21 protein-coding genes and 1 riboswitch are annotated in these 22466 nt (G+C 71.3%); of the genes, 13 read left to right on the top strand and 8 right to left on the bottom strand.

Going from position 1 to position 22466, the window contains the following annotated elements:
- Window positions 1-176: 176 nt before the first annotated feature.
- From I3F54_RS27030 to I3F54_RS27075, 10 genes are all read left to right on the top strand, one after another.
- The gene (locus I3F54_RS27030) at window positions 177-785 is read left to right on the top strand and encodes a CDP-alcohol phosphatidyltransferase family protein (RefSeq protein ID WP_240121536.1); all 609 of its coding nucleotides are present in this window, start codon (window positions 177-179) and stop codon (window positions 783-785) included.
- A 112-nt stretch (window positions 786-897) separates the two neighbouring features.
- Complete coding sequence (locus I3F54_RS27035) at window positions 898-3393, top strand: mannose-1-phosphate guanyltransferase (protein ID WP_240121537.1); 2496 nt, start codon at window positions 898-900, stop codon at window positions 3391-3393.
- A 109-nt stretch (window positions 3394-3502) separates the two neighbouring features.
- A complete protein-coding gene (locus tag I3F54_RS27040; protein ID WP_240121538.1) occupies window positions 3503-4408 on the top strand; it encodes a DUF881 domain-containing protein in 906 nt (301 codons plus the stop codon).
- The gene (locus tag I3F54_RS27045) at window positions 4405-4737 is read left to right on the top strand and encodes a small basic family protein (RefSeq protein ID WP_003977440.1); all 333 of its coding nucleotides are present in this window, start codon (window positions 4405-4407) and stop codon (window positions 4735-4737) included. Before I3F54_RS27040 ends, I3F54_RS27045 begins: the two co-directional genes overlap by 4 nt.
- Window positions 4738-4742: 5 nt before the next feature.
- Window positions 4743-5618 carry a DUF881 domain-containing protein gene (locus I3F54_RS27050; RefSeq protein ID WP_240121539.1) on the top strand — a complete coding sequence of 292 codons (876 nt, stop codon included), beginning with the start codon at window positions 4743-4745 and terminating at the stop codon, window positions 5616-5618.
- An 82-nt stretch (window positions 5619-5700) separates the two neighbouring features.
- Window positions 5701-6585, top strand: a complete 885-nt coding sequence (locus I3F54_RS27055; RefSeq protein ID WP_240121580.1) for an FHA domain-containing protein — start codon at window positions 5701-5703, stop codon at window positions 6583-6585.
- Between the two features lie 44 nt (window positions 6586-6629).
- Window positions 6630-7367, top strand: a complete 738-nt coding sequence (locus I3F54_RS27060) for a MerR family transcriptional regulator (protein WP_240121540.1) — start codon at window positions 6630-6632, stop codon at window positions 7365-7367.
- An 80-nt stretch (window positions 7368-7447) separates the two neighbouring features.
- Window positions 7448-7921: a bifunctional nuclease family protein gene (locus I3F54_RS27065; RefSeq protein WP_004002801.1), complete on the top strand. Its 474-nt coding sequence runs from the start codon at window positions 7448-7450 to the stop codon at window positions 7919-7921.
- A gap of 275 nt (window positions 7922-8196) precedes the next feature.
- Window positions 8197-8880 carry a MerR family transcriptional regulator gene (locus I3F54_RS27070; RefSeq protein ID WP_240121541.1) on the top strand — a complete coding sequence of 228 codons (684 nt, stop codon included), beginning with the start codon at window positions 8197-8199 and terminating at the stop codon, window positions 8878-8880.
- A gap of 87 nt (window positions 8881-8967) precedes the next feature.
- The gene (locus tag I3F54_RS27075; protein ID WP_240121542.1) at window positions 8968-10389 is read left to right on the top strand and encodes a DNA polymerase IV; all 1422 of its coding nucleotides are present in this window, start codon (window positions 8968-8970) and stop codon (window positions 10387-10389) included.
- A 137-nt stretch (window positions 10390-10526) separates the two neighbouring features.
- Here I3F54_RS27075 and I3F54_RS27080 read toward each other — a convergent pair whose 3' ends face one another.
- Complete coding sequence (locus I3F54_RS27080) at window positions 10527-10904, bottom strand: PRC-barrel domain-containing protein (RefSeq protein ID WP_240121543.1); 378 nt, start codon at window positions 10902-10904, stop codon at window positions 10527-10529.
- A gap of 113 nt (window positions 10905-11017) precedes the next feature.
- A riboswitch (glycine riboswitch) is annotated at window positions 11018-11115 on the top strand.
- Window positions 11116-11291: 176 nt separating this feature from the next.
- Here I3F54_RS27080 and gcvP point away from each other — a divergent pair.
- On the top strand, window positions 11292-14177 hold the full coding sequence (gene gcvP / locus I3F54_RS27085; protein WP_240121544.1) for an aminomethyl-transferring glycine dehydrogenase: 2886 nt from the start codon (window positions 11292-11294) through the stop codon (window positions 14175-14177).
- Window positions 14178-14231: 54 nt separating this feature from the next.
- On the opposite strand, the gene I3F54_RS27090 is transcribed toward gcvP, so the two are convergent.
- The 5 genes from I3F54_RS27090 to I3F54_RS27110 form a co-directional block, all read right to left on the bottom strand.
- Complete coding sequence (locus I3F54_RS27090) at window positions 14232-14651, bottom strand: molybdopterin-binding protein (protein ID WP_240121545.1); 420 nt, start codon at window positions 14649-14651, stop codon at window positions 14232-14234.
- A 27-nt stretch (window positions 14652-14678) separates the two neighbouring features.
- Window positions 14679-15770, bottom strand: coding sequence for an ABC transporter ATP-binding protein (locus I3F54_RS27095; RefSeq protein ID WP_240121546.1), 1092 nt, complete (start codon window positions 15768-15770; stop codon window positions 14679-14681).
- Window positions 15767-16612, bottom strand: coding sequence for an ABC transporter permease (locus I3F54_RS27100; RefSeq protein WP_240121547.1), 846 nt, complete (start codon window positions 16610-16612; stop codon window positions 15767-15769). The genes I3F54_RS27095 and I3F54_RS27100 overlap by 4 nt, the downstream gene beginning before the upstream one ends.
- Window positions 16609-17457 carry a molybdate ABC transporter substrate-binding protein gene (modA, locus tag I3F54_RS27105; RefSeq protein ID WP_374205969.1) on the bottom strand — a complete coding sequence of 283 codons (849 nt, stop codon included), beginning with the start codon at window positions 17455-17457 and terminating at the stop codon, window positions 16609-16611. The genes I3F54_RS27100 and modA overlap by 4 nt, the downstream gene beginning before the upstream one ends.
- Window positions 17458-17621: 164 nt before the next feature.
- Window positions 17622-18023, bottom strand: a complete 402-nt coding sequence (locus tag I3F54_RS27110; RefSeq protein ID WP_240121548.1) for a molybdopterin-binding protein — start codon at window positions 18021-18023, stop codon at window positions 17622-17624.
- Between the two features lie 283 nt (window positions 18024-18306).
- On the opposite strand from I3F54_RS27110, the gene I3F54_RS27115 reads away from it, so the two are divergent.
- Window positions 18307-19095, top strand: a complete 789-nt coding sequence (locus tag I3F54_RS27115) for a DUF4118 domain-containing protein (RefSeq protein ID WP_240121549.1) — start codon at window positions 18307-18309, stop codon at window positions 19093-19095.
- Window positions 19096-19228: 133 nt separating this feature from the next.
- Here I3F54_RS27115 and I3F54_RS27120 read toward each other — a convergent pair whose 3' ends face one another.
- Both I3F54_RS27120 and I3F54_RS27125 read right to left on the bottom strand, forming a co-directional pair.
- The gene (locus I3F54_RS27120) at window positions 19229-19435 is read right to left on the bottom strand and encodes a DUF5999 family protein (RefSeq protein WP_240121550.1); all 207 of its coding nucleotides are present in this window, start codon (window positions 19433-19435) and stop codon (window positions 19229-19231) included.
- A gap of 359 nt (window positions 19436-19794) precedes the next feature.
- Window positions 19795-20385 carry a hypothetical protein gene (locus I3F54_RS27125; protein ID WP_240121551.1) on the bottom strand — a complete coding sequence of 197 codons (591 nt, stop codon included), beginning with the start codon at window positions 20383-20385 and terminating at the stop codon, window positions 19795-19797.
- 556 nt (window positions 20386-20941) lie between these two features.
- On the opposite strand from I3F54_RS27125, the gene I3F54_RS27130 reads away from it, so the two are divergent.
- Window positions 20942-22459: a glutamate-cysteine ligase family protein gene (locus I3F54_RS27130; RefSeq protein ID WP_240121552.1), complete on the top strand. Its 1518-nt coding sequence runs from the start codon at window positions 20942-20944 to the stop codon at window positions 22457-22459.
- Window positions 22460-22466: the final 7 nt, after the last annotated feature.

Genomic DNA, 22466 nt, shown 5'->3' on the forward strand with positions numbered 1-22466 from the left:
AGCTAAGCCTTACAGCGCCGATGGTACTGCAGGGGGGACCCTGTGGGAGAGTAGGACGCCGCCGAACTCCCTTTGGAGCTCTGGCTCTTGGGCATACAGCCCGAGAGCCAGAGCTTTTTTGCGTTGAGGTAGGGTCAGGGGGCATCGTCAGCTTGTTTCCCACTGGAGGCCCCCGGGTGGAGGTTCAGGAGACCCGTGTCCAGACGGACAGGGTCCTCACCATCCCGAATATTCTCAGCATGGCGCGGCTTCTCGGCGTGCCGCTCTTCCTCTGGCTGATCCTCAGGCCGGAGTTCGGAGGACCGAAGAGCGACGGGTGGGCGCTGCTCGTGCTCGCGCTGAGCGGCGTCAGCGACTACCTGGACGGCAAGCTCGCCCGCCGCTGGAACCAGATCAGCAGCCTAGGCCGGCTGCTCGACCCGGCGGCCGACCGGCTCTACATCCTGTCGACGCTGGTCGGACTGACGTGGCGTGAGATCCTGCCTCTTTGGTTGACGGCCGTACTGCTGGCGCGTGAACTGGTGCTCCTGGTGATGGTGGGCGTCCTCAGACGTCACGGCTATCCGCCGCCGCAGGTCAACTTCCTGGGCAAGGCGGCCACGTTCAACCTGATGTACGCCTTCCCCCTGCTGCTGCTCAGCGACGGAAGCGGATGGATCCCGTCACTCGCTGCTATTTTCGGATGGGCGTTCGCAGGATGGGGTACAACGCTGTACTGGTGGGCAGGAGTCCTCTACGTGGTACAAGTCCGCCGACTGGTCCGTGCGGACGCCATGGCCGACTGAACTCGCCCCTGGCGGTAATGGTGCCGCGATGGCCCGCGGCGGCAATGTGCGGGACAATCTGGACGGGGGAGGTCGGCCACTCCGTCGTCTCTTCGAGGAGGACGCTTCCGACATGAAGGCCGTCGTGATGGCCGGAGGCGAGGGCACACGCCTTCGTCCCATGACCTCCAGCATGCCCAAGCCGCTCCTGCCGGTGGCCAACCGGCCGATCATGGAGCATGTGCTGCGGCTGCTGAAAAGGCATGGGCTCAGTGAGACCGTCGTAACCGTCCAGTTCCTGGCGTCACTGGTCAAGAACTATTTCGGTGACGGCGAGGAGCTCGGAATGGAGCTCACCTATGCCAATGAGGAGAAGCCACTCGGTACCGCCGGGAGTGTGAAGAACGCCGAAGAGGCATTGAAGGACGATGCCTTCCTCGTCATCTCCGGCGATGCCCTGACCGATTTCGACCTGACCGAGCTCATCAATTTCCACAAGGAGAAGGGCGCGCTCGTCACGGTCTGCCTGACGAGGGTGCCGAACCCCCTGGAATTCGGCATCACGATCGTCGACGACGAGGGCAAGGTCGAGCGCTTCCTCGAGAAGCCGACCTGGGGACAGGTGTTCTCGGACACCGTCAACACGGGCATCTACGTCATGGAGCCCGAGGTCTTCGACTACGTCGAACCCGACGTGCCGGTCGACTGGTCCGGCGACGTCTTCCCCCAGTTGATGAAGGACGGCAAGCCGGTCTACGGCTTCGTCGCCGAGGGCTACTGGGAGGACGTCGGCACGCACGAGAGTTACGTGAAGGCACAGGCCGACGTCCTGGAGGGCAAGGTCGACGTCGAGATAGACGGCTTCGAGATCTCGCCCGGCGTCTGGGTGGCCGAGGGAGCCGAGGTCCATCCCGACGCCGTGCTCCGGGGCCCCCTCTACATCGGCGACTACGCCAAGGTCGAGGCCGGCGCGGAGATCAGGGAACACAGCGTCGTCGGTTCCAACGTCGTCGTGAAGACGGGCGCGTTCCTGCACAAGTCCGTGGTGCACGACAACGTGTACGTCGGGCAGCACAGCAATCTCCGCGGCTGCGTCGTCGGCAAGAACACCGACATCATGCGGGCGGCCCGGATCGAGGACGGCGCGGTCATCGGTGACGAATGCCTGATCGGTGAAGAATCGATCGTCCAGGGCAACGTGCGGGTGTACCCGTTCAAGACGATCGAAGCCGGCGCGTTCGTGAACACGTCGGTGATCTGGGAGTCGCGCGGGCAGGCCCATCTCTTCGGTGCCCGGGGGGTCTCCGGGATCCTGAACGTCGAGATCACACCGGAACTCGCCGTACGACTGGCCGGCGCCTATGCGACGACCCTGAAGAAGGGCTCCACCGTCACCACCGCGCGCGACCACTCCCGTGGCGCCCGCGCGCTGAAGCGGGCGGTGATCTCCGCGTTGCAGGCCAGCGCCATCGACGTCCGCGACCTGGAGAACGTGCCGCTTCCCGTGGCTCGGCAGCAGACCGCACGGGGCAGCGCCGGCGGCATCATGATCCGGACCTCGCCCGGGGTGCCGGACTCCGTGGACATCATGTTCTTCGACGGTCAGGGCGCGGATCTGTCGCAGGCGAGCCAGCGCAAGCTGGACCGGGTGTTCGCGCGGCAGGAGTACCGGCGCGCGTTCCCCGGCGAGATCGGGGACCTGCACTTCCCCGCCAGCGTCTTCGACTCCTACACCGGATCACTGCTGAGGAACGTCGACATCACCGGGATCGCCGACTCCGGCCTCAAGGTCGTCGTCGACGCCTCGAACGGCAGTTCCGGGCTGGTGCTGCCCAGCCTGCTGGGCAAGCTCGGTGTGGACTCGCTGACCATCAACCCCGGCCTCGACGAGTCCAGGCCCACCGAAACCGCCGAGGTGCGCCGGTCGGGGCTGGTGCGCCTCGGAGAGATCGTGGCGTCCTCGGGCGCGGCGTTCGGCGTGCGGTTCGACCCGGTGGGCGAGCGGCTGTCCCTGGTGGACGAGAAGGGCCGCATCATCGAGGACGACCGGGCACTGCTCGTCATGCTCGACCTGGTGGCCGCCGAGCGGCGCAGTGGGCGCGTGGCCCTGCCGGTGACCACCACGCGGATCGCCGAGCAGGTAGCCGCGTACCACGGCACGCAGGTGGAGTGGACGACGACCTCTCCCGACGACCTGACCCGGGTCGGGCGCCAGGAGGGGACGATCTTCGGCGGTGACGGCAAGGGCGGATTCATCGTTCCCGAGTTCAGCGGCGTCTACGACGGTACGGCCGCCTTCGTGCGGCTGATCGGGCTCGTCGCGCGGACCCAGCTCACGCTCAGCCAGATCGACGCGCGCATCCCGCGGGCACACGTCCTCAAGCGGGACCTGGCGACGCCGTGGGCCGTCAAGGGCCTCGTGATGCGCCGGGTCGTCGAAGAGGCCGGAGACCGGTCCGTGGACACCACGGACGGCGTGCGGGTGGTGGAGACGGACGGCCGCTGGGTGATGGTGCTGCCCGACCCGGCCGAGGCCGTCACCCACCTGTGGGCGGAAGGACCGGACGACGCCTCCGCCCAGGACCTGCTCGACGAGTGGTCGGCTGTCGTGGACAGCGCCGGCCGGTAGGCGGGGACCGCACACGCACGTGCCGGGCACGTGTCCCCGAGGGGGCACCGTCCGGCGCGTGGGTGGGGCCGTTCGGAGGTACGGGCGGCGACGTGCGACGATGTGCGGCATGCCGCAGCAGCCCCCCGTTCGGAGCAGTCCCACGCCCCCGGCGCGGCCGGACGCGTCCATGTCGCTGCTCACCAACGTCATGGACCACAGCCTCGACGACGGCTACGCCGAGGCCGCTGCCCGCCGGAAGTCCGAGGGCGAGGGCGGCCTGCCCAGAACCCTCCGGGCGAAGCTGGGGCTCGCGGCCGGACTGGTGCTCGCCGCGCTCGTCGTCACCGTCGGGGCGGCCCAGGCGCGGGTGGCCGCCCCCGTGGTGGCCAAGGAGCGCCAGGAGCTCATCGACCGCATCGACCAGGAGAGCGATGCGGCGGACAAGCTGGAGGGCAGCGTCGACGAGCTGCGGGACGACGTCAGCGCCCGGCAGCGCGAGGCCCTGAAGGAGAGCGGCGGCGACGACCGGGGGGAGCTGGTGGGCATCCTGTCCGGGGCCACGGCCGTGCACGGCCCCGGGGTGAAGCTCGTGGTCGACGACGCCAAGGAGGCGAGCACCGGCGGTGACGGTGATCCGCGTGAGACCAGCGGTTTCTCCGACACGGGACGGGTGCGCGACCGGGACATGCAGCGCGTGGTCAACGGGTTGTGGGAGTCCGGCGCGGAAGCCATCTCCATCAACGGGCAGCGGCTGACGGCGCTGTCGGCGATCAGGGCGGCGGGCGAGGCCATACTGGTCGACAACAAGCCGCTCGTGCCGCCGTACACGGTTCTCGCGATCGGCGACGGCCGGCAGCTGAGCACCGTCTTCCAGGGCAGTGCCGACGGGCTGTACCTGCACGCGCTGCAGGAGAACTACGGCATCAGAACCACTATCTCCGTCCAGGACGAGCTCCGGCTGCCCGCCGCGCCGAGCGTGATCGTCCGAACAGCACAGCCGAAGACCGAGCATTCCGAGAAGGGCACATCGTGATCGCCGTACTGGGCCTCGTCGTGGGAGTCGTGGCCGGCCTGTTGGTCCGGCCGGAGGTTCCGGCGGCCGTCGAGCCGTATCTGCCGATTGCCGTCGTCGCGGCGCTGGACGCCGTCTTCGGCGGTCTGCGCGCCATGCTCGACGGCATCTTCGACGACAAGGTCTTCGTGGTGTCGTTCCTGTCGAACGTCGTCGTGGCCGCGCTGATCGTGTTCCTGGGCGACAAGCTGGGCGTCGGCGCGCAGCTGTCCACGGGCGTCGTCGTCGTCCTCGGTATCCGCATCTTCTCGAACGCCGCGGCGATCCGCCGCCACGTGTTCCGGGCGTGAGGCCGATGAGCGACCGCAACGACCAGGACGACCTGAACGGCCAGGACGGCCAGAACGCGGTGCCCGAGACCCCGCCGCGCGAGGAGCCGTCCCCGGAGACGCTCCCGGCCGCCGAGCGGACCGCGCCCGCCCCGGAGGAGACGGTCGCCGAACCGGAGCCCACCGGCCGGCGGCGCCTGGTGCAGGGGCTGTGGCCGCCGCGGGTCACGCGCGCCCAACTCATCGTCGCGCTGCTGCTGTTCGGCCTCGGCTTCGGGCTCGCCGTGCAGGTCGCGTCCAACAGTGACAACGACAATGCCCTGCGCGGAGCGCGCCAGGAGGATCTCGTGCGCATCCTCGATGAACTGGATGACCGCACACAACGTCTTGAGGACGAGAAGGAAGGTCTCGAGAAGCAGCGGGAGGAACTGGAGAACAGCTCCGACCAGGCCGAGGAGGCCCGCAGGCAGACGGCCGAGAGGGAACGGCAACTCGGCATTCTGGCGGGCACCGTGGCAGCTCAGGGACCTGGCATCACGATGACGATCGACGACACGAAGGGAACGGTCGAGGCGGACATGCTGCTCGACGCGATCCAGGAGCTGCGTGCCGCCGGCGCGGAGGCGATCCAGGTGAACGGCGTCCGCGTGGTCGCGAACACGTATCTGACGGATTCCGGCAAGAGCGTGAGCGTCGACGGGAACAAGATCGCGCCACCGTATCGTTTCAAGGTCATCGGCAAGCCGCAGGACCTCGAGCCGGCCCTCAACATCCCTGGAGGCGTGGTTCAGACTCTGGAGAAGGAGCAGGCCACCGTGGCCGTCGAACGGGTTGACAAGATCATTGTGGACGCCTTGCGAGCTGCGAAGCGGCCTGACTACGCTCGGTCGTCCTCCCAGTGAATCGGGGGTGCATGGGAGGCGTCCGGCAAGGGCATGAGGTTGCGGGGGGTCGGCGCACCGATCGGGTGGTGCGTGGTGGAAACTGTCTGGGGGATACGGACGTTGTGAGGATGTCCGGGTCGACCGGTGTGTTCAGTCAGGGTGTGTCCTGCCCCACGGGCGGGTCTGTTTCGGTCAAGGGGAATCGCCCGTGAAGTTGTTTGCGAAGTTGTTCGGCAAGAGTGCGCGAGAGGGCAGCGACAACGCGACCGCCCGCCATCGCGCAGAGCCTGACGCAGCGGGCCAGCGCCCGCTGTTCCGGGACCAGGTGGGTGGTCCCGGGGGAGACGTGCCCGGAGGTCAGGGCGCGCCGTCGGTTGACCCTGCCCAGTCCGGCGGCATAGGTTTCGGACAACCGTCAACCTCAAGTACGGGTGGAGGGTTTTCCCCGATGTCGGCCCTGGTGTGCACGAGGTGCGGTAACCGCAACGCGGAGAACAGCCGCTTCTGCTCCAACTGCGGTGCGCCGCTGCGGGCGGGAGCCGTTCCCGAGCGGGCGTCCGAGACGACCTCGACCATTTCCATCTCCGGTCTCGAGGCCTACGACGCCGAGGTCACGGGGCAGACGGCGATGCCGTCGCTGTCGCCCGAGGCGCAGGCGGCCGTCGACGCGCTGCCGGCCGGCTCCGCGCTGCTGGTCGTACGCCGAGGGCCCAACCAGGGGAGCCGTTTCCTGCTGGACGGCGACCTGACCACGGCCGGCCGCCACCCGCAGAGCGACATCTTCCTGGACGACGTGACCGTCTCCCGGCGCCATGTGGAGTTCCGGCGCGGATCGGACGGCTCGTTCACGGTGGCCGACGTGGGGAGCCTGAACGGTACCTACGTCAACCGCGAGCGGATCGACCAGGTCGCTCTGTCGAGCGGCGACGAGGTGCAGATCGGCAAGTACCGGCTGGTCTTCTACGCGAGTCAGCGGGGCTACTGACCCGCCCCCGGACGCCGTCCGGGGGGAATCCCCAGGGAAGGCGCATGCTTCGAACACCGAGCGGCGGCGCCGGCAGCGGTGCCGCCGCCGCGGACAGTGGTCCGATGAGCATCGGCGCGGTGCTGAACGTCCTGCGCGAGGAGTTCCCCGAAGTCACCATCTCCAAGATCCGTTTCCTGGAGTCGGAAGGGCTCATCGAGCCGGAGCGGAGCCCGTCCGGGTACCGCAAGTTCAGTGCCGGGGACGTGCAGCGCCTGGCCCAGGTCCTCAGGATGCAGCGGGATCACTATCTGCCGCTCAGAGTGATCCGAGAGCATCTGGACGCCGTGGAGCGCGGCGAGGCGGTGTCCCTGCCCGCGCTGAGCCGGCAGCGGGCCGGGGAGCCCGTGCCGGAGTCGCCGGGGGAGCGGACCGCGGCCCGGATCGGGCGGGCCGAGCTGCTGGCCGCGGCGGAGATCGGTGAGCAGGACCTTCGGGAGTGGGAGTCGTACGGGCTCATCGCCCCGCTGGAGGACGGCCTGTACGACGCGGAGGCGGCCACCGTCGCCACCCTCGTCGCCCAGCTGGGCCGCTTCGGGATCGAGCCACGGCATCTACGGGTGATGAAGGCCGCCGCGGACCGGGAGGCCGGGCTGGTGGAACAGGTGGTGGCCCCCCTGAAGCGCCACCGCAACCCGCAGACCAGGATCCTCGCCGAGGCGCGTACCAGGGAGCTGGCGGGGCTCACGGTGAAGCTGCACACCGCGCTGGTGCAGACGGCGCTCGGCGTGCGGTTGCCCTGAGGGGCGCTCGCGGTGCGTGATCGGCCACGCGTTCTGGGCCCGACTACCCAAACGTCCCGGGCACGGCCTAGGGTTACTGTGTGAACGAGCTCGATGTCGTAGGTGTCCGGGTCGAAATGCCCTCCAACCAACCGATCGTGCTCCTGCGCGAAGTGGGAGGCGACCGCTACCTCCCCATCTGGATCGGGCCGGGGGAGGCGACGGCGATCGCCTTCGCCCAGCAGGGGATGGCCCCTGCGAGGCCGCTGACTCACGACCTTTTCAAGGACGTGCTGGAAGCTGTCGGCCAGGAACTCACCGAAGTGCGCATCACGGACCTGCGTGAGGGCGTCTTCTACGCCGAGCTGGTGTTCGCCAGCGGTGTCGAGGTGAGTGCCCGTCCGTCCGATGCCATAGCGCTCGCCCTGCGCACCGGTACGCCGATCTACGGCAGTGACGGGGTGCTCGACGACGCCGGCATCGCCATTCCGGACGAGCAGGAGGACGAGGTGGAGAAGTTCCGCGAGTTCCTCGACCAGATCTCGCCCGAGGACTTCGGTACCAGCAGCCAGTAGGGCCGGGGCGCCGCCGGCCCGGTGCGCAGGGGCGGTGGGGCGCCGTCCGGCGGCTCAGCGCCGCGTGGTGGGTGCCGATGTCCAGGCACATGCCTGAGGCCATTGCGGGCGTCCTGCGGCCCTCCGCGAGCGCATTCGGCTAGCCTTTCCCCGCGGCGGGGTACGGGAAACCACTCCCAGGGTGATTATCACTCGGCGTGCCGAGTGTGGCGGTCGTTGACGCACCCGTGGTGGCTGCCTACCGTCGAGGAGGCAGGTCAAGGACGGAGGTCGGCGTGAGAAGCAGCGGCGACGGTATGGCTGAGGACGCCCCCGGACCCGGTCCCGGGGCTGGCGGTCCGTACCCGCCCCAGAGCTCTCGGCTCCGCGCGGCCGGGGGGTATCCCCACCACAGCAACGCGGCCGATCACGCCCCGCAGCGACCGACGGCCGTGCCGAGCAGCGGAGGGGCGGCGTCCATGACGTCCGAGGAGATCGGCTACCGCGGTCCGACCGCCTGTGCGGCCGCCGGGATCACCTACCGGCAACTGGACTACTGGGCGCGCACCGGGCTCGTCGAACCGAGCGTCCGCCCGGCCTACGGATCCGGCACACAGCGCCTGTACAGCTTCCGGGACGTCGTCGTCCTGAAGATCGTCAAGCGTTTCCTCGACACCGGGGTGTCCCTGCAGAACATCCGCACCGCCGTCCAGCACCTGCGCGAACGCGGCTTCAGCGATCTGGAGCGCATGACCCTGATGAGCGATGGTGCCACCGTCTACGAGTGCACCTCGCCCGACGAGGTGCACGCACTGCTCCAGGGCGGGCAGGGCGTCTTCGGCATCGCCGTGGGCGTCGTGTGGCGGGACGTCGAGAGCGCTCTGTCCCAGCTGCACGGGGAGCGTGTCGACACCGGCGAGACCCTGGTCGGGCACAACCCCGCCGACGAGCTGGCGCGGCGGCGCAACCGGGCCGTCTGAGCGGTTTCCCGGGTACCGGGACGGCGCCACCGGCCTCAGGGCGGTCGTTCGGCGGCATTGTCAGTGCCGTGGTGCAGCATCGGAGATGTGAGAGCCGCGCCCACGATCCTGCATCTCGACATGGACGCCTTCTTCGCCCAGGCGGAGCAGGCCTCCAAGCCGAGTCTGCGGGGGAAGGCCGTCGTGGTGGGTGGGATCGGTCCCCGCGGGGTCGTGGCGACCGCCTCGTACGAGGCGCGGGTCTTCGGTGTGCATTCCGCCATGCCCACGGCCCAGGCGCGCCGGCTGGCGCCCCACGCCGCCTATCTCACACCGCGTGGCGGCTTCTACCGGTCGATCAGCGAACAGGTGATGGGGCTGCTGGGGCAGCTGTCGCCGTTGGTGGAGCCGTTGAGCCTGGACGAGGCGTTCGTCGATCTGGAGGCCGGGGGAGCGGCCTCGGACAGCACATCGGCGCGGCTGGTGGGGGTGCGGTTGCGCAGGGAGATCCGGGCGGTGACCGGACTGACCGGTTCCGTGGGCCTCGCCGGCTCCAAGATGCTGGCGAAGATCGCCTCCGAACAGGCCAAGCCGGACGGGCTGGTGCTGATCGAACCCGGGACCGAGCGGGCGCTGCTCGGGCCGATGTCCGTGCGGACCCTTCCGGGTGTGGGGCCGGCGACCGGGGACCACCTGCGGCGCGCCGGGATCGCCACGGTGGACGAGATCGTCGAGGCGGGCGAGGACGAACTGGTGCGCCTGCTGGGCAAGGCCCACGGGCACGGGGTGTACGCCATGGCGCTGGCGCGCGACGACCGGCCCGTGGTCGCCGAGCGGGAGGCGAAGTCGGTGTCGGTCGAGGACACCTACGACGTCGACATCCACGACCGGACGCGGATCGGGCTGGAGGTGCAGAGGCTCGCGGAGCGGTGCGTGCGCAGGCTGCGCCGCGCCGGTCTCTCGGGGCGCACGATCGTGCTGAAGGTGCGGCGCTACGACTTCTCCACGTTGACCCGCTCGGAGACGCTGCGCGGTCCCACCGACGACGTGGCGGTGGTGCGGGAGGCGGCGGCGCGTCTGCTGGACTCCGTGGACACCACGGGCGGTGTACGGCTGCTCGGCGTCGGCGTCAGCGGGCTCGCCGACTACACCCAGGAGGACCTGTTCGCGCAGGCCGCGGAGGCTGCGGACGCCGCGCGGGTGGCAGAGGCGGCGGAGACCCCGCCGCAGAACGCGGGGGGTGGTGAGGGGACCGGGGAGGACCGGCCGCCGGGGCCGGAGCGGGCGGCGCTCGTGGAGCGGCGGTGGTATCCGGGCCACGACGTGCGGCACGCCGCGTACGGGCCCGGATGGGTGCAGGGCAGCGGGCTCGGCAGGGTCACCGTCCGCTTCGAGACGCCGTACTCCGGGCCGGGACGGGTGCGCACGTTCCGGGTCGACGATCCCGACCTGGAACCGGCGGAGCCGCTGCCGCTCGTGCCGGCTCCGTCCGGCGGAGGAGGGGCCGCGGTGGACCGGACGCATGCCTGAGGGGCGGGGCCCTCCGTCCCGCGGGGCTCGCCTCTCCCGGCGCTTGCGGCACGGCACTGGGCCCCCGTGCACAGGCCCCTGTGCCCCCGTGCCCCGGTGCCGCGCCCGGAACCGCCGCGCGGACGCGGCGATTCCGATCAGGCGTCGGCGTCCTCCGTACCGGCGAGTCTGCCGAAGTCGCGGTCGGGCGGAGGGGGCGGCGCCGCGATGTCGAGGCCGTAGTGGTGGTACAGCTGGAGTTCCTGGTCGGGGGAGAGGTGACGGCCCACACCGAAGTCGGGTGCGTCCTTGATCAGGGCACGGTCGAAGGGGATGTGCAGGGTGCCCTCGATCAGCTCGCTGGGTTCCAGGGGGACGAAGGCGTCCCGGGAGAACAGGCCGGTGCGTATGGCGGCCCACTCCGGTACGCCGGTGGCGTCGTCGAGGTAGACCTCGTCAATGGTGCCGATCCTGACGCCGTTGCGATCGAACGCCTTGCGGCCTATCAGGTTGCGCGGATCGATGTCGGTCTGCACGGTCCCTCCACTCGGTCGCAACTCATCCGTAAGCACTACAAAAGAGCACATTCGGGCGAGCGGCCACTCGAAGGCCCGTACGGTGGGGTCGCTGGTACGCTGGCAGCGGCTGTTGACCCCGTGCGGGAGAGTCCTCCGGAGAGGTTCGCGGAGGCGCCGAAGGAGCAAATCCTCCCCGGAATCTCTCAGGCTCACGTACCGCACGGACGAGGTCACTCTGGAAAGCAGGGCGGGTGTCGACGGCTTCCGCTCTCACCGACGGTGAAAGCCGGGCGCCCTGGGGCGGCCCGGTGAAGCTCTCAGGTTGAGATGACAGAGGGGGAGGCCGTCCGGGCACCCGCGCCGTGGTGCCCCTCGAAGGTCGCGTCAGACCAGGAGGCCTCCGCAATGACCGCCCACCGTACCCCGCTCTCCGAGCTCGAACAGGGCATCCCCTTCGAGCAGCGCCACATCGGGCCCGACCAGGAGGCACGGGCCAAGATGCTCGCGCAGGTCGGATACGGCTCGCTCGACGAGCTCACCGCCGCCGCGGTGCCGGATGTGATCAAGAACGCCGATGCGCTGGACCTGCCCGGCTCCCGCACCGAGGCCGAGGTGCTGGCCGAGCTGCGCACGCTGGCCGACCGCAACCAGGTCCTCGACTCCATGATCGGCCTCGGGTACCACGGCACCTTCACCCCGCCCGTCATCCTGCGCAACGTCATGGAGAACCCGGCCTGGTACACGGCCTACACGCCGTACCAGCCGGAGATCTCCCAGGGCCGGCTGGAAGCCCTGCTGAACTTCCAGACCGTGGTCGCCGAACTGGCCGGTCTGCCCACCTCCGGCGCCTCGCTGCTGGACGAGGGCACGGCCGCCGCCGAGGCCATGGCCCTGTCCCGCCGGATGGGCAGGAACAAGAAGGGCCTCTTCCTGGTCGACGCGGACACCCTGCCGCAGACCGTCGCCGTCATCGAGACGCGGGCCGAGCCGACCGGCGTCGAGGTGGTCGTCGCCGACCTCGGCGACGGCATCCCCGCCGACATCGCCGCCCGTGAGATCAACGGCGTGCTGATCCAGTACCCCGGCGCCTCCGGCGCCGTACGCGACATCAAGCCGCTCATCGACCAGGCGCACGAACTGGGCGCCCTCGTCACCGTCGCGGCCGACCTGCTCGCCCTGACCCTGCTGAAGTCGCCGGGCGAGCTGGGCGCGGACATCGCCGTCGGCACCACCCAGCGCTTCGGTGTTCCGATGGGCTTCGGCGGACCGCACGCGGGCTACATGGCCGTGCGCGAGAAGTTCGCACGCAGCCTGCCCGGGCGGCTCGTCGGCGTCTCCGTCGACGCGGACGGGCACAAGGCCTACCGCCTTGCCCTCCAGACGCGTGAGCAGCACATCCGCCGGGAGAAGGCCACCAGCAACATCTGCACCGCGCAGGTGCTGCTCGCCGTCATGGCCGGGATGTACGCGGTGTACCACGGGCCCGAGGGGCTCCGGGCCATCGCGCGGCGCACGCACCGCTATGCCTCCGTCCTCGCGGCCGGACTGCGCGCCGGCGGTATCGAGGTCGTGCACGGCGCGTTCTTCGACACGCTGACCGTCAGGGTGCCCGGAAGGGCCGCCGAGGTCGTCGCCGCCGCCCGCGGCAACGGGGTCAACCTGCACCTGGCCGACACCGACCACGTCTCGATGGCCTGCGACGAGACCACCACCCGGGCGCAGCTCGCGGTCGTGTGGCGGGCCTTCGGGGTCGACGGCGACGTCGAGGCGCTGGACGCGGACACCGGGGACACGCTGCCGCAGGGGCTGCTGCGCACCGACGACTACCTGACGCACCCCGTCTTCCGCGAGCACCGCTCCGAGACCGCGATGCTGCGCTACCTGCGCAAGCTCTCCGACCGGGACTACGCGCTCGACCGCGGCATGATCCCGCTGGGCTCGTGCACGATGAAGCTCAACGCGACCACGGAGATGGAGCCGGTCACCTGGCCGGAGTTCGGTCAGCTGCACCCGTTCGCGCCCGCCGAGCAGGCGCAGGGCTACCTCACGCTCATCCACGAGCTGGAGGAGCGTCTCGCCGAGGTCACCGGCTACGACAGGGTGAGCCTCCAGCCCAACGCCGGCTCGCAGGGCGAGCTGGCCGGCCTGCTGGCCGTCCGCGGCTACCACCGGGCCAACGGCGACGACCAGCGCACGGTCTGCCTCATCCCGTCCTCCGCGCACGGCACCAACGCGGCCAGCGCCGCCATGGCCGGGATGAAGGTCGTCGTCGTCAGGACCGCCGAGGACGGCGAGATCGACGTCGAGGACCTGCGGGCCAAGATCGAGCAGTACCGCGACGAGCTGGCCGTGCTCATGATCACCTACCCGTCGACACACGGCGTGTTCGAGGAGCACGTCGCCGACATCTGCGCGCAGGTGCATGACGCCGGCGGCCAGGTGTACGTGGACGGTGCCAACCTGAACGCCCTGGTCGGTCTCGCCAAGCCCGGCCACTTCGGCGGGGACGTCTCCCACCTGAACCTGCACAAGACCTTCTGCATCCCGCACGGCGGCGGCGGCCCGGGCGTCGGTCCGGTGGCCGTGCGCGGCCACCTCGCGCCGTACCTGCCGAACCACCCGATGCAGCCCGAGGCCGGACCGGAGACCGGCGTGGGCCCGGTCTCCGCCGCCCCCTGGGGCTCCGCGGGCATCCTGCCCATCTCCTGGGCGTACGTCCGCCTGATGGGTGGAGAGGGGCTCAAGCGGGCCACGCAGGTGGCCGTGCTCTCCGCCAACTACATCGCCAAGCGGCTGGAGCCGCACTACCCGGTCCTCTACACCGGGCCGGGCGGGCTCGTCGCCCACGAGTGCATCATCGACCTGCGTCCCCTGACCAAGGCGACCGGCGTGAGCGTGGACGACGTCGCCAAGCGGTTGATCGACTACGGCTTCCACGCGCCGACCATGTCGTTCCCCGTGGCCGGCACGCTGATGATCGAGCCGACCGAGTCGGAGGACCTGACCGAGCTGGACCGGTTCTGCGAGGCGATGATCGCCATTCGCGCGGAGATCGAGAAGGTCGGCTCGGGCGAGTGGCCGGCGGAGGACAACCCGCTGCGCAACGCCCCGCACACCGCCCGCGCGCTCGGCGGCGCGTGGGAGCACCCCTACAGCCGTGAGACGGCGGTCTTCCCGGCCGGGGTGTCCGCCTCGGACAAGTACTGGCCGCCGGTGCGCCGTATCGACCAGGCGTTCGGTGACCGGAACCTGGTCTGCTCGTGCCCGCCGCTGGACGCCTACGAGGACTGAGCGACGCGTCGAAGGGGCCTCCGCCGGATACGGTCGGGGGCCCCTTCGTGCTGCTCAGAGGGTTGCGAGGGCGACCTCGGTCGCCTTGAACAGGGCCACGACGGCGGAGCCCTCGGCGAGGGCCAGGTCGTCGGCGGCGTCCCGGGTCACGGCCGCCGTCAGTTCGCCGCCGTCGACGGCGACCTTCACCGATGCCATGGCGGGGCCGGTGGCGATTCCGGTGACGGTGCCGGGCAGGCGGTTGCGGATGGACAGGCCCTGGACCGGGCCGGTGGCCAGTGAGACCTCCGTCGACTTCACCAGGGCCCTCACGGAGGACCCCGGGGCGAGCCCGAGGTCCTCGACCGCCTCCTTCGTGATCGCGGCGGTGAGCTGCCCGCCGCCGGTGAGCGCGACGCGGACGGTCGCCATGGCCTCGCCGGACGTCACGGTGGCGACCGTGCCGGCGAGCTGGTTGCGCATGCTCAGGGTCATGGCCGTCACCGTAGTGCCGGTGGCCGGTCAGGCCGGGTAGGCGTGGGTCTGCGTCGCCTTGACCGTCGCCCAGACCGGTGCACCCGGGTGCAGGTCCAGCTCGGCCGCGGCGGCCGTGGTCAGGTCCGCGGCGATCGGGAGCGCGCCGGTGAGGTCGGCGCGGATCTGGTCGCCGTGGATCTCCAGACCCTCGATCGCACAGTGCCACAGGTTGCGGGCGCTGGAGCCGGTGGGCCGGTCACGGTGCAGGGTCACGGCTCCCGGTGGGAACGCGACGAAGACCGGTCCGGTCAGCTCCTCCGCGGTGGTGATCTCGGATCCGGCGTCGAGCCGGACCGTGTGGCCCTCGGCCCGGCCCCGGTACAGGTTCAGGCCGACCAGCTGGGCGATGTAGTCGGTGCGCGGGTGGCGGGCGATGTCCGAGGGGGTGCCCTCCTGCACGACGCGGCCGTGTTCGACCACGACCAGCCGGTCGGCCAGGACCGTGGCGTCCAGCGGGTCGTGGGTGACCAGCACGGCGACAGCCTCGAACTCGGCGAGGTGCCGGCGGAGCTGGGCGCGGACCTCCAGCCGGGTGCGCGCGTCGAGCGCGGCCAGCGGCTCGTCGAGCAGGAGCAGGCGCGGCAGGGTGGCGAGCGCCCTGGCGAGGGCGACGCGCTGGGCCTGCCCGCCGGAGAGGTGGCGCGGCTTGACGCCGGAGTGACCGGCCAGGCCCATGCGGTCCAGCCACCCGGCGGCCCGGGCGCGGGCCTCGGCCTTGCCGGCGCCGCGGCAGCGCGGACCGAAGGCCACGTTGTCCAGGGCCGTCAGGTGCGGGAAGAGCAGGTAGTCCTGGAAGACGACGCCGACCGGGCGGGCCTCGGGCGGTGTGCGGTCCAGCTCCGCGCCGTCCAGCCGCAGGTGACCGCCGGTGAGCGGGTCGAGGCCGGCCAGGGCGCGCAGCGCGGTGGTCTTGCCGGCGCCGTTCGGGCCGAGCAGGGCGACCACGTCGCCGGGGGCCGCGGTCAGGGACACGTCGAGGCGGAACGGGCCACGGTCGACGATCAGGTGGGCGTCGAGGCCGCCGTCCCGGGCGCCGTGCGGGGCCGGGGCGGAGGTGGTGGGCGTGGCGTCGGTCATGAGGGGTGTGTCCAGCGGTCCCGGAGCCCCGCGAGGACCGCGACGGAGACCGCCAGCAGGACCAGGCTCAGGGCGATGGCGGCGGCCGGGTCGTTCTGCAGCGCGAGGTAGACCGCGAGCGGCATGGTCTGGGTACGGCCGGGGAAGTTGCCCGCGAAGGTGATGGTCGCGCCGAACTCGCCCAGCGCGCGGGCCCAGGCCAGGACGGCGCCCGCGGCGACCCCCGGGGCGATCAAGGGCAGGGTGACCCGCCGGAACGCGGTGAAGCGGGAGGCCCCCAGGGTCTGCGCCGCCTCCTCGTACCGCCGGTCGGCGGCCCGCAGGGTGCCCTCGACGGTGATGACGAGGAACGGCATCGCCACGAACGTCTCGGCGAGGACGACGCCGGCCGTGGTGAACGGCAGGGTGACGCCGAACCAGGCGTCCAGCCACCGGCCGATGATGCCGTTGCGGCCCAGGGCGAGCAGCAGGGCGACGCCGCCGACGACCGGGGGCAGGACGAGCGGCAACGTCACCAGGGCGCGGACCGGGCCGCGGCCGGGGAAGTCGGTGCGGGCCAGCAGCCAGGCGAGGGGGACGCCGAGTACGAGGCTGAGCGCGGTGGCGGAGGTCGCGCAGACCAGGGACAGCCTGAGCGCCTGCCACACCTCGGGGCTGGTCAGTTGCTCCGGCAGGCTGCTCCACGGGGCCCGGACCAGCAGGGCGGCCAGGGGCAGCACCAGGAACGCCAGTCCTGCCAGGGCGGGCAGCAGGAGCGGCAGCGGAACGCCGGTCCGGGCGCGACCGCGCCGCGGGCCGCTCCGGTGGACGTCCGCTGTGCCGGTCCTGAGGCGCGGCGTCATGGCGTGCGGAACCCTGCGTCGGTCAGTACCTTCCGGCCGTCGGCGGACCGCACCAGGTCGATGAAGGCACGGGCCGCCGCGGCGTTGTCCCCGTTCTTCAGCGCGACGATCGGGTAGTCGTTGACGGCCCGCGCCGACTCGGCGAAGTCCACACCCCGCACCTTGGCACCCGCGGCTCTCACATCGGTCCGGTAGACGAGGGCGGCGTCCGCCTCCTTGAGCACGACCTTGTTCAGGGCGCCCTTGACGTCCTGCTCGTAGGAGACCGGGGTGAGCCGCACACCACCGGCGTCCAGGGCCTTTCGCGCGGCGGCGCCGCACGGCACGGACGTATCGCACAGGACGACCTTGAGGCCGGGCCGGGTCAGGTCCGTGAGGGAGGCGATCCGGTCGGGGTTGCCGGGCAGGGTGGCGATCTCCAGCTGGTTGCGCGCGAAGGTGACCGGGGCGCCGTCAGCGGCCCCCTCGTCCGTCACGACGGCCATCGTCCGGGTGCTGGCGGAGGCGAAGACGTCGGCCGGGGCACCGCCGGTGATGCCGGCGGCGAGGGTGTCGCTGCCGGCGAAGTCGAGGCTGACATGGGTGCCGGGGTGGGCCTTCTCGAACCGCGCGCCCAGCTCGGTGAAGCTCTCCTTCAGGGAGGCGGCCGCGAAGACGGTGACGGTGCCGGAGAGCTTCGCCGAAGCGGAGGACGGGCCCCGGGAGCCGGTGGCGGCGCCGTCCGCCCCCGACGTCCCGGACGAGCCGGAGCAGGCGCTCAGGGCCAGCAGCGCGGCGGCCGACACGGCGGTGAGCCCGGTGGGCCGGCGACGACGGCCGGTTCGTCGCGTGGGACGGGTCGTCACGGGTCCACTCCCTCGGTGCTTCGGTGCGGGGCTCGGAGAACCCCTCCTGTGCGCCGATGATACTGCCGTAGATGCGAGGTGGAAGTCATCTGTCGCATCGCATGAGCGAAGTCCCGAGTCGCTGTGGGGTCGCATATGAGTTCCGACGAGGAACGGGTCTCCGGTCAGGTCCTGTCGATGTGGACGTTCGTCGACTTCACGCGTGCCGTGGCCTCCACGCCGACCTCCAGCCCGAGCTCCTCCACGGCCTCGCGGGTGAGCAGGGAGACCAGCCGGTGCGGGCCGGCCTGGATCTCGACCTGGGCGGCGACGTCGCCGAGCTTGATCGCGGTGACGATGCCGGGGAAGGCGTTGCGGACCGAGGTGTACGGCGCCACGTCCCCGTCGCCGCCGATGCCCGCCCGGGCGAGCTCGACCGAGAAGGCGGCGAGGTCCCGTCCGTCGATCAGCCGCCGTCCGCTGTCGTCGCGGTGGGTGGTCATCCGGCCGGCGTCCGCCCAGCGGCGCGCGGTGTCGGGGCTCACGCCGAGCAGCCGTGCTGCCTGGCCGATGGTGTAGGACTGCATGCCGGTCACGATAGGGGTGCGGCGGCCGGTCCCGCCGCCGGACCCGTCGGGCCGCGGGTTCGCGGGCGCGGGCGGCGACGGGGACGCGTCTGCGGGGCGCGGGCACGGGGGCCGAGGCGCACACCCGCCCGGCCGTCCGCCTCGGCGTGCGGGGCCATGGACGGAACCCCCGGGCGCGAGGACACTCCGGGTGGCGGGCCGAACGCATCGGGCCGTCGGCCCCGGCCGGGGCCCGCCCGCCCCAACGAACCGTCCGCAGTCGCCCCAGCGCAGGAGGTGCCCGATGAGTACGGCAACCGGGACACGGCGACCGTTCCGTCCCCCGCACCGGCTGTGGGTGGCCGGCCCGGCCGCACGGGACCGGCTCGCCCTGGTCGCCGGCCCGTTCGCGCCCTGCGCCGTGGCGGTCGCGCTGGTGCCGTTCCGCGATCCTTCCTTACGGACCCACGCCGCGTTGTTCCTGGTCGTGACCGTCGTCGCGGTCGCCATGCTGGGCAGCCGCACCGCGCAGGTGCCGACCGCGCTGGCGGCCGCCGCCTGCTTCGACGTCTTCCACACCCGCCCCTACGGCAGTTTCGGCATCTCCGCCCCCGCCGACGTCGAGACGACGCTGCTTCTGCTGGCCGTCGGGCTGATGGTCTCCCGGTTCACGGCCAGGGCACGGCGCCTGGAGGCGGGCACGGCCACCGGTGCCGGTTACCTCGCCCGCCTCCACGCGACCGCCGCCCTCGTGCACACGGCACGGCCGGCGGACACCGTGGTCGACCATGTCTGCGGGGAACTGGGCGAACTGCTCGGCCTGGTCGCCTGCCGCTTCGAGTACGGGACGCTGCTGGGCCGGCCGGCCCGGCTGGAGGCGGACGGCGTGGTCACGGTCGGGCGTCGGTCCTGGGACCTGGAGGCGCGGGGATGGCCCGGGGGCGAGATCGAGCTGCGTGTCTGGGGCAGCGGCCACTACCTCGGGCGTTTCATGCTGACGCCGGGGACGGGGCCCGCGCCGACGCTCCAGGCCCGGTTGGTGGCGGTGACGCTGGCCGCTCAGACGGGAGCGGCGCTGGAGGCGGCCCGCTGAGGGGGCCGCTCGACGAACCGGCGGGGTGGGCGCCCCGGCGGTGTCGGAGGGCAGAGAGAGGGGCCGGTGCGCAGGTGTCGGCCGCGGCCGGCCCCGGTGGGGCGGTGGCGGCACGGGTGCCGCCGGGTGGTGCTCAGGCGGCCGTCATCACCTGTCCGGTGCCCAGCGGGCGGTGCGGGGCGATGACCTGGCCGTCCGGCAGGAGCTCACCGGTGTCCTCGAAGAGGAGCACGCCGTTGCACAGCAGGCTCCAGCCCTGCTCCGGGTGGTGCGCCATGAGGCGGGCCGACTCCCGGTCGGCGGAATCGGCTGTCGGGCACGGTGGCTGGTGCTGGCACATGGGTGGGATCTTTCGCTCTGATGTGATCATGTCCGGGCCCCCGTAGATGACACGTTCGGTTGGAATCCAGTGTTGCCCTACGGGCGTCGATCCGCAGGGATTTCACAGCACCGCTTCTCACAGAATGATGACGCATCACCCGGCCGGGCGGTTCAATTCAACTCGACTATCACTTTGGGTGGTTGGCAGTGGCCCAGAGTGGCTGACGCACTCGGGGAATTCGACCCTCTGAGCGGACTGCCGCTCGGAGGAGCGGGATCCGGCGCGTAGATCGGGAAATGCCCGGCCGACGGCGCCGTGCCCCGCCGCCGCGAGTATGCGACGACGGGGCACGGAAGGAAAGGGGCTGGAGCGGATCTTCAGGCGGGCGAGCCGAGCAGCGGGGTGGTCGCCGGGGTCACCCGGTGGGTGAGGACCGGGAGCAGGTCGGCGACGCGGTGCGGGCGGTCGGCGGAGATGCCGGGCGGGGCCGGTGCCAGCGGTACCAGCAGGTCGGAGGCGGCCGGGTGGCCGGCCGCGCCGTCGGCGGTGCAGTCGCCGTGCAGCCACAGGGTGAGCATGTACAGGCCGGGCACGGACAGCAGGCGCGGCTGGTAGGGCTGGGTCACGGACTCGGCCTGGCGCAGCGCCCGCTCGGTGGCGGCGACGTAGGGACCCTCGAAGAAGTGCGAGAAGGCCCAGCCGTCGGGGGTGAGCCGGGTCTCCGCCGCGGCCACCGCGCGGTCGCCGCAGCGGATCAGGAAGCGCCAGCCGACGAGCCGGGTGGCGGTGGCGCCTTCGGGGGTGGTGTGGTGCAGGACGTGCAGGGGGAGTGGCAGCTCGGGGACTGCGGGGTGCGGGGCTGAGCGCAGAGAGGGCGTCGGTGCCTCGCGGACCGCGGTGGGGGAACCGAGTGCCGTGAGGACGGAGCGCAGGGCGGGTGCGGGAGCCGGGGGGACATGCAGCGGCATGGTGGGTCGCCTCTCGTTCGACAGGCATGGCGGCGCGAGTGCGGGGCGGGGGCGGACGACACTGTCAGCTCTCGGGGTCACAGAGGTGAGGCCGGGATGTGGAGCGAGGGGTGTGCGTGCGGCTGCCGTCCGTCACCGGGACGGCAGGCGCGTGACCGTGGGCGCCCACCTAGTGCCTTGTGTGCGGAGTTTATACGACACGTGTTCACATGCCGTTTCGGCTAGCCGTTTCGGGCGCTCTCGGCAAGGGGCCATCACGTCGACGATACGCGGGAATCCTCCCGATTTCGAACGGACCTCACGCTGATGACCTCGGCAGCTGAGCAGGCAACGGTCGGCCAATTCTCGTCGGCGTTTTTCACGAGATGCCGGGACCCCGAATCCGCACTCCGCCGCTTGCCCGGCGAATGTGCCTCCGGACTCCGTCCCCAGCGTAGCGGGCGGGGCGCACGGGCGGGACGTTATCGATCGCATCGGCTGGGCATCATCCCACCTGACCCGGACACCTGACCCGGACACCGGCGGCCGGGCCGCCCGTCACGAAGGGACGCGTTGCATGGGCGAGAAGGTCGTGGCAGGTCGGTTCGACCTGTCGGATCGCCAGCACTACCGCGAGAAGCTGCGGCAGTGCCTGACGGGGCTGGAGCAGCTCCTGGCCCGGCAGCGGTTCGATCGCCCGAAGAACCTGATGGGGCTCGAGATCGAATTGAACCTGGTGGGCGCCGACGGGCAGCCGAAAATGCTGAACGCGCAAGTACTCGAGCGCATCGCCAGCCAGGATTTCCAGACGGAACTCGCCATGTTCAACCTGGAGGTCAACATCGCTCCCCACCGCCTGGGTGGCCGGGTATTCGACCGGCTCGCCGAGGAACTGCGCACCTCCCTGGCATATGCCGACCGAAAAGCCGGCGAGGTCGACGCGTCGATCGCGATGATCGGGATTCTGCCGACCCTCGACCGGGACGACCTGGTCTCGTCCAATCTTTCCGAGGCCGACCGGTACACCCTGCTCAACGATCAGATCGTGGCCGCCCGGGGAGAGGATTTCTCCCTCGACATCAAGGGAGTGGAGCATCTGATCTGCACCTCGGGGTCGATCGCCCCGGAAGCCGCCTGTACTTCCGTGCAATTGCACCTCCAGGTCACCCCTGCGCGCTTCTCCGACGTGTGGAATGCCGCCCAGGCGGTCGCCGCGGCGCAGATCGCCGTCGGCGCCAACTCGCCCTTCCTGTTCGGCCGTGAGCTGTGGCGCGAGTCGCGGCCCCCGCTCTTCCAGCAGTCCACCGACACCCGCCCGCCCGAGCTTCAGGCGCAGGGGGTCAGGCCGCGGACCTGGTTCGGGGAGCGATGGATCACCTCGGCCCACGAACTGTTCCAGGAGAACCTGCGCTACTTCCCCGCGCTCCTGCCGATCTGCGACGCCGAGGACCCCTTGGCGGTCCTGGCGGCCGGCGGCGTGCCGAAGCTCGCCGAACTCGTCCTGCACAACGGCACCATCTACCGCTGGAACCGCCCCGTGTACGGGATCGCGGACGGGGTGCCGCACCTGCGCGTGGAGAACCGGGTGCTGCCCGCCGGACCCACCGTCACCGACGTCGTCGCCAACGCGGCCTTCTACTACGGTGCTGTCCGCGCCCTCGCCGAGGACACCCGGCCGGTGTGGACGCGGTTGCCGTTCGAGGCCGCCGCCGCCAACTTCGACGCCGCGTGCCGGTACGGCATCGACGCCCGCCTGGAGTGGCCGCGCCGCGGCAGGATGGGGGGCACCGCCCACGTCGACGCGGTGAGCCTCGTCAGGGACGAACTGCTCCCGCTCGCCGAGGCCGGGCTCGACGCGTGGGGGGTCGAGCGCGCGGACCGGGACCTGTACCTGGGCGTCATCGAGGAGCGCTGCCGCCGCCGGACCAACGGTGCCGCCTGGCAGGCCGCCACCTTCCACCGCGCCCGGGAGACCGGGATGACCCGGGACGCCGCGCTGGCCGCGACCACCCGGCGCTACCGCGAGCTGATGAACCTCGGCGACCCGGTCCACACCTGGCCGGTCGGCCTGCCGGAGCCGGTTCCTCTGGGGTGATGCGGCG

The organism is Streptomyces sp. MUM 2J (assembly GCF_022414535.1).
Taxonomy (GTDB): domain Bacteria; phylum Actinomycetota; class Actinomycetes; order Streptomycetales; family Streptomycetaceae; genus Streptomyces.

What these genes read in the sequence shown, in the direction of transcription:
- I3F54_RS27035 (WP_240121537.1), top strand. Translation starts at nt 898, where the DNA reads ATGAAGGCCGTCGTGATGGCCGGAGGCGAGGGCACACGCCTTCGTCCC.
- I3F54_RS27040 (WP_240121538.1), top strand. Translation starts at nt 3,503, where the DNA reads ATGCCGCAGCAGCCCCCCGTTCGGAGCAGTCCCACGCCCCCGGCGCGG.
- I3F54_RS27050 (WP_240121539.1), top strand. Translation starts at nt 4,743, where the DNA reads ATGAGCGACCGCAACGACCAGGACGACCTGAACGGCCAGGACGGCCAG.
- I3F54_RS27060 (WP_240121540.1), top strand. Translation starts at nt 6,630, where the DNA reads ATGCTTCGAACACCGAGCGGCGGCGCCGGCAGCGGTGCCGCCGCCGCG.
- gcvP (WP_240121544.1), top strand. Translation starts at nt 11,292, where the DNA reads ATGACCGCCCACCGTACCCCGCTCTCCGAGCTCGAACAGGGCATCCCC.
- I3F54_RS27090 (WP_240121545.1), bottom strand. Translation starts at nt 14,651, where the DNA reads ATGACCCTGAGCATGCGCAACCAGCTCGCCGGCACGGTCGCCACCGTG.
- I3F54_RS27095 (WP_240121546.1), bottom strand. Translation starts at nt 15,770, where the DNA reads ATGACCGACGCCACGCCCACCACCTCCGCCCCGGCCCCGCACGGCGCC.
- I3F54_RS27100 (WP_240121547.1), bottom strand. Translation starts at nt 16,612, where the DNA reads ATGACGCCGCGCCTCAGGACCGGCACAGCGGACGTCCACCGGAGCGGC.
- I3F54_RS27110 (WP_240121548.1), bottom strand. Translation starts at nt 18,023, where the DNA reads ATGCAGTCCTACACCATCGGCCAGGCAGCACGGCTGCTCGGCGTGAGC.
- I3F54_RS27115 (WP_240121549.1), top strand. Translation starts at nt 18,307, where the DNA reads ATGAGTACGGCAACCGGGACACGGCGACCGTTCCGTCCCCCGCACCGG.
- I3F54_RS27120 (WP_240121550.1), bottom strand. Translation starts at nt 19,435, where the DNA reads ATGTGCCAGCACCAGCCACCGTGCCCGACAGCCGATTCCGCCGACCGG.
- I3F54_RS27125 (WP_240121551.1), bottom strand. Translation starts at nt 20,385, where the DNA reads ATGCCGCTGCATGTCCCCCCGGCTCCCGCACCCGCCCTGCGCTCCGTC.
- I3F54_RS27130 (WP_240121552.1), top strand. Translation starts at nt 20,942, where the DNA reads ATGGGCGAGAAGGTCGTGGCAGGTCGGTTCGACCTGTCGGATCGCCAG.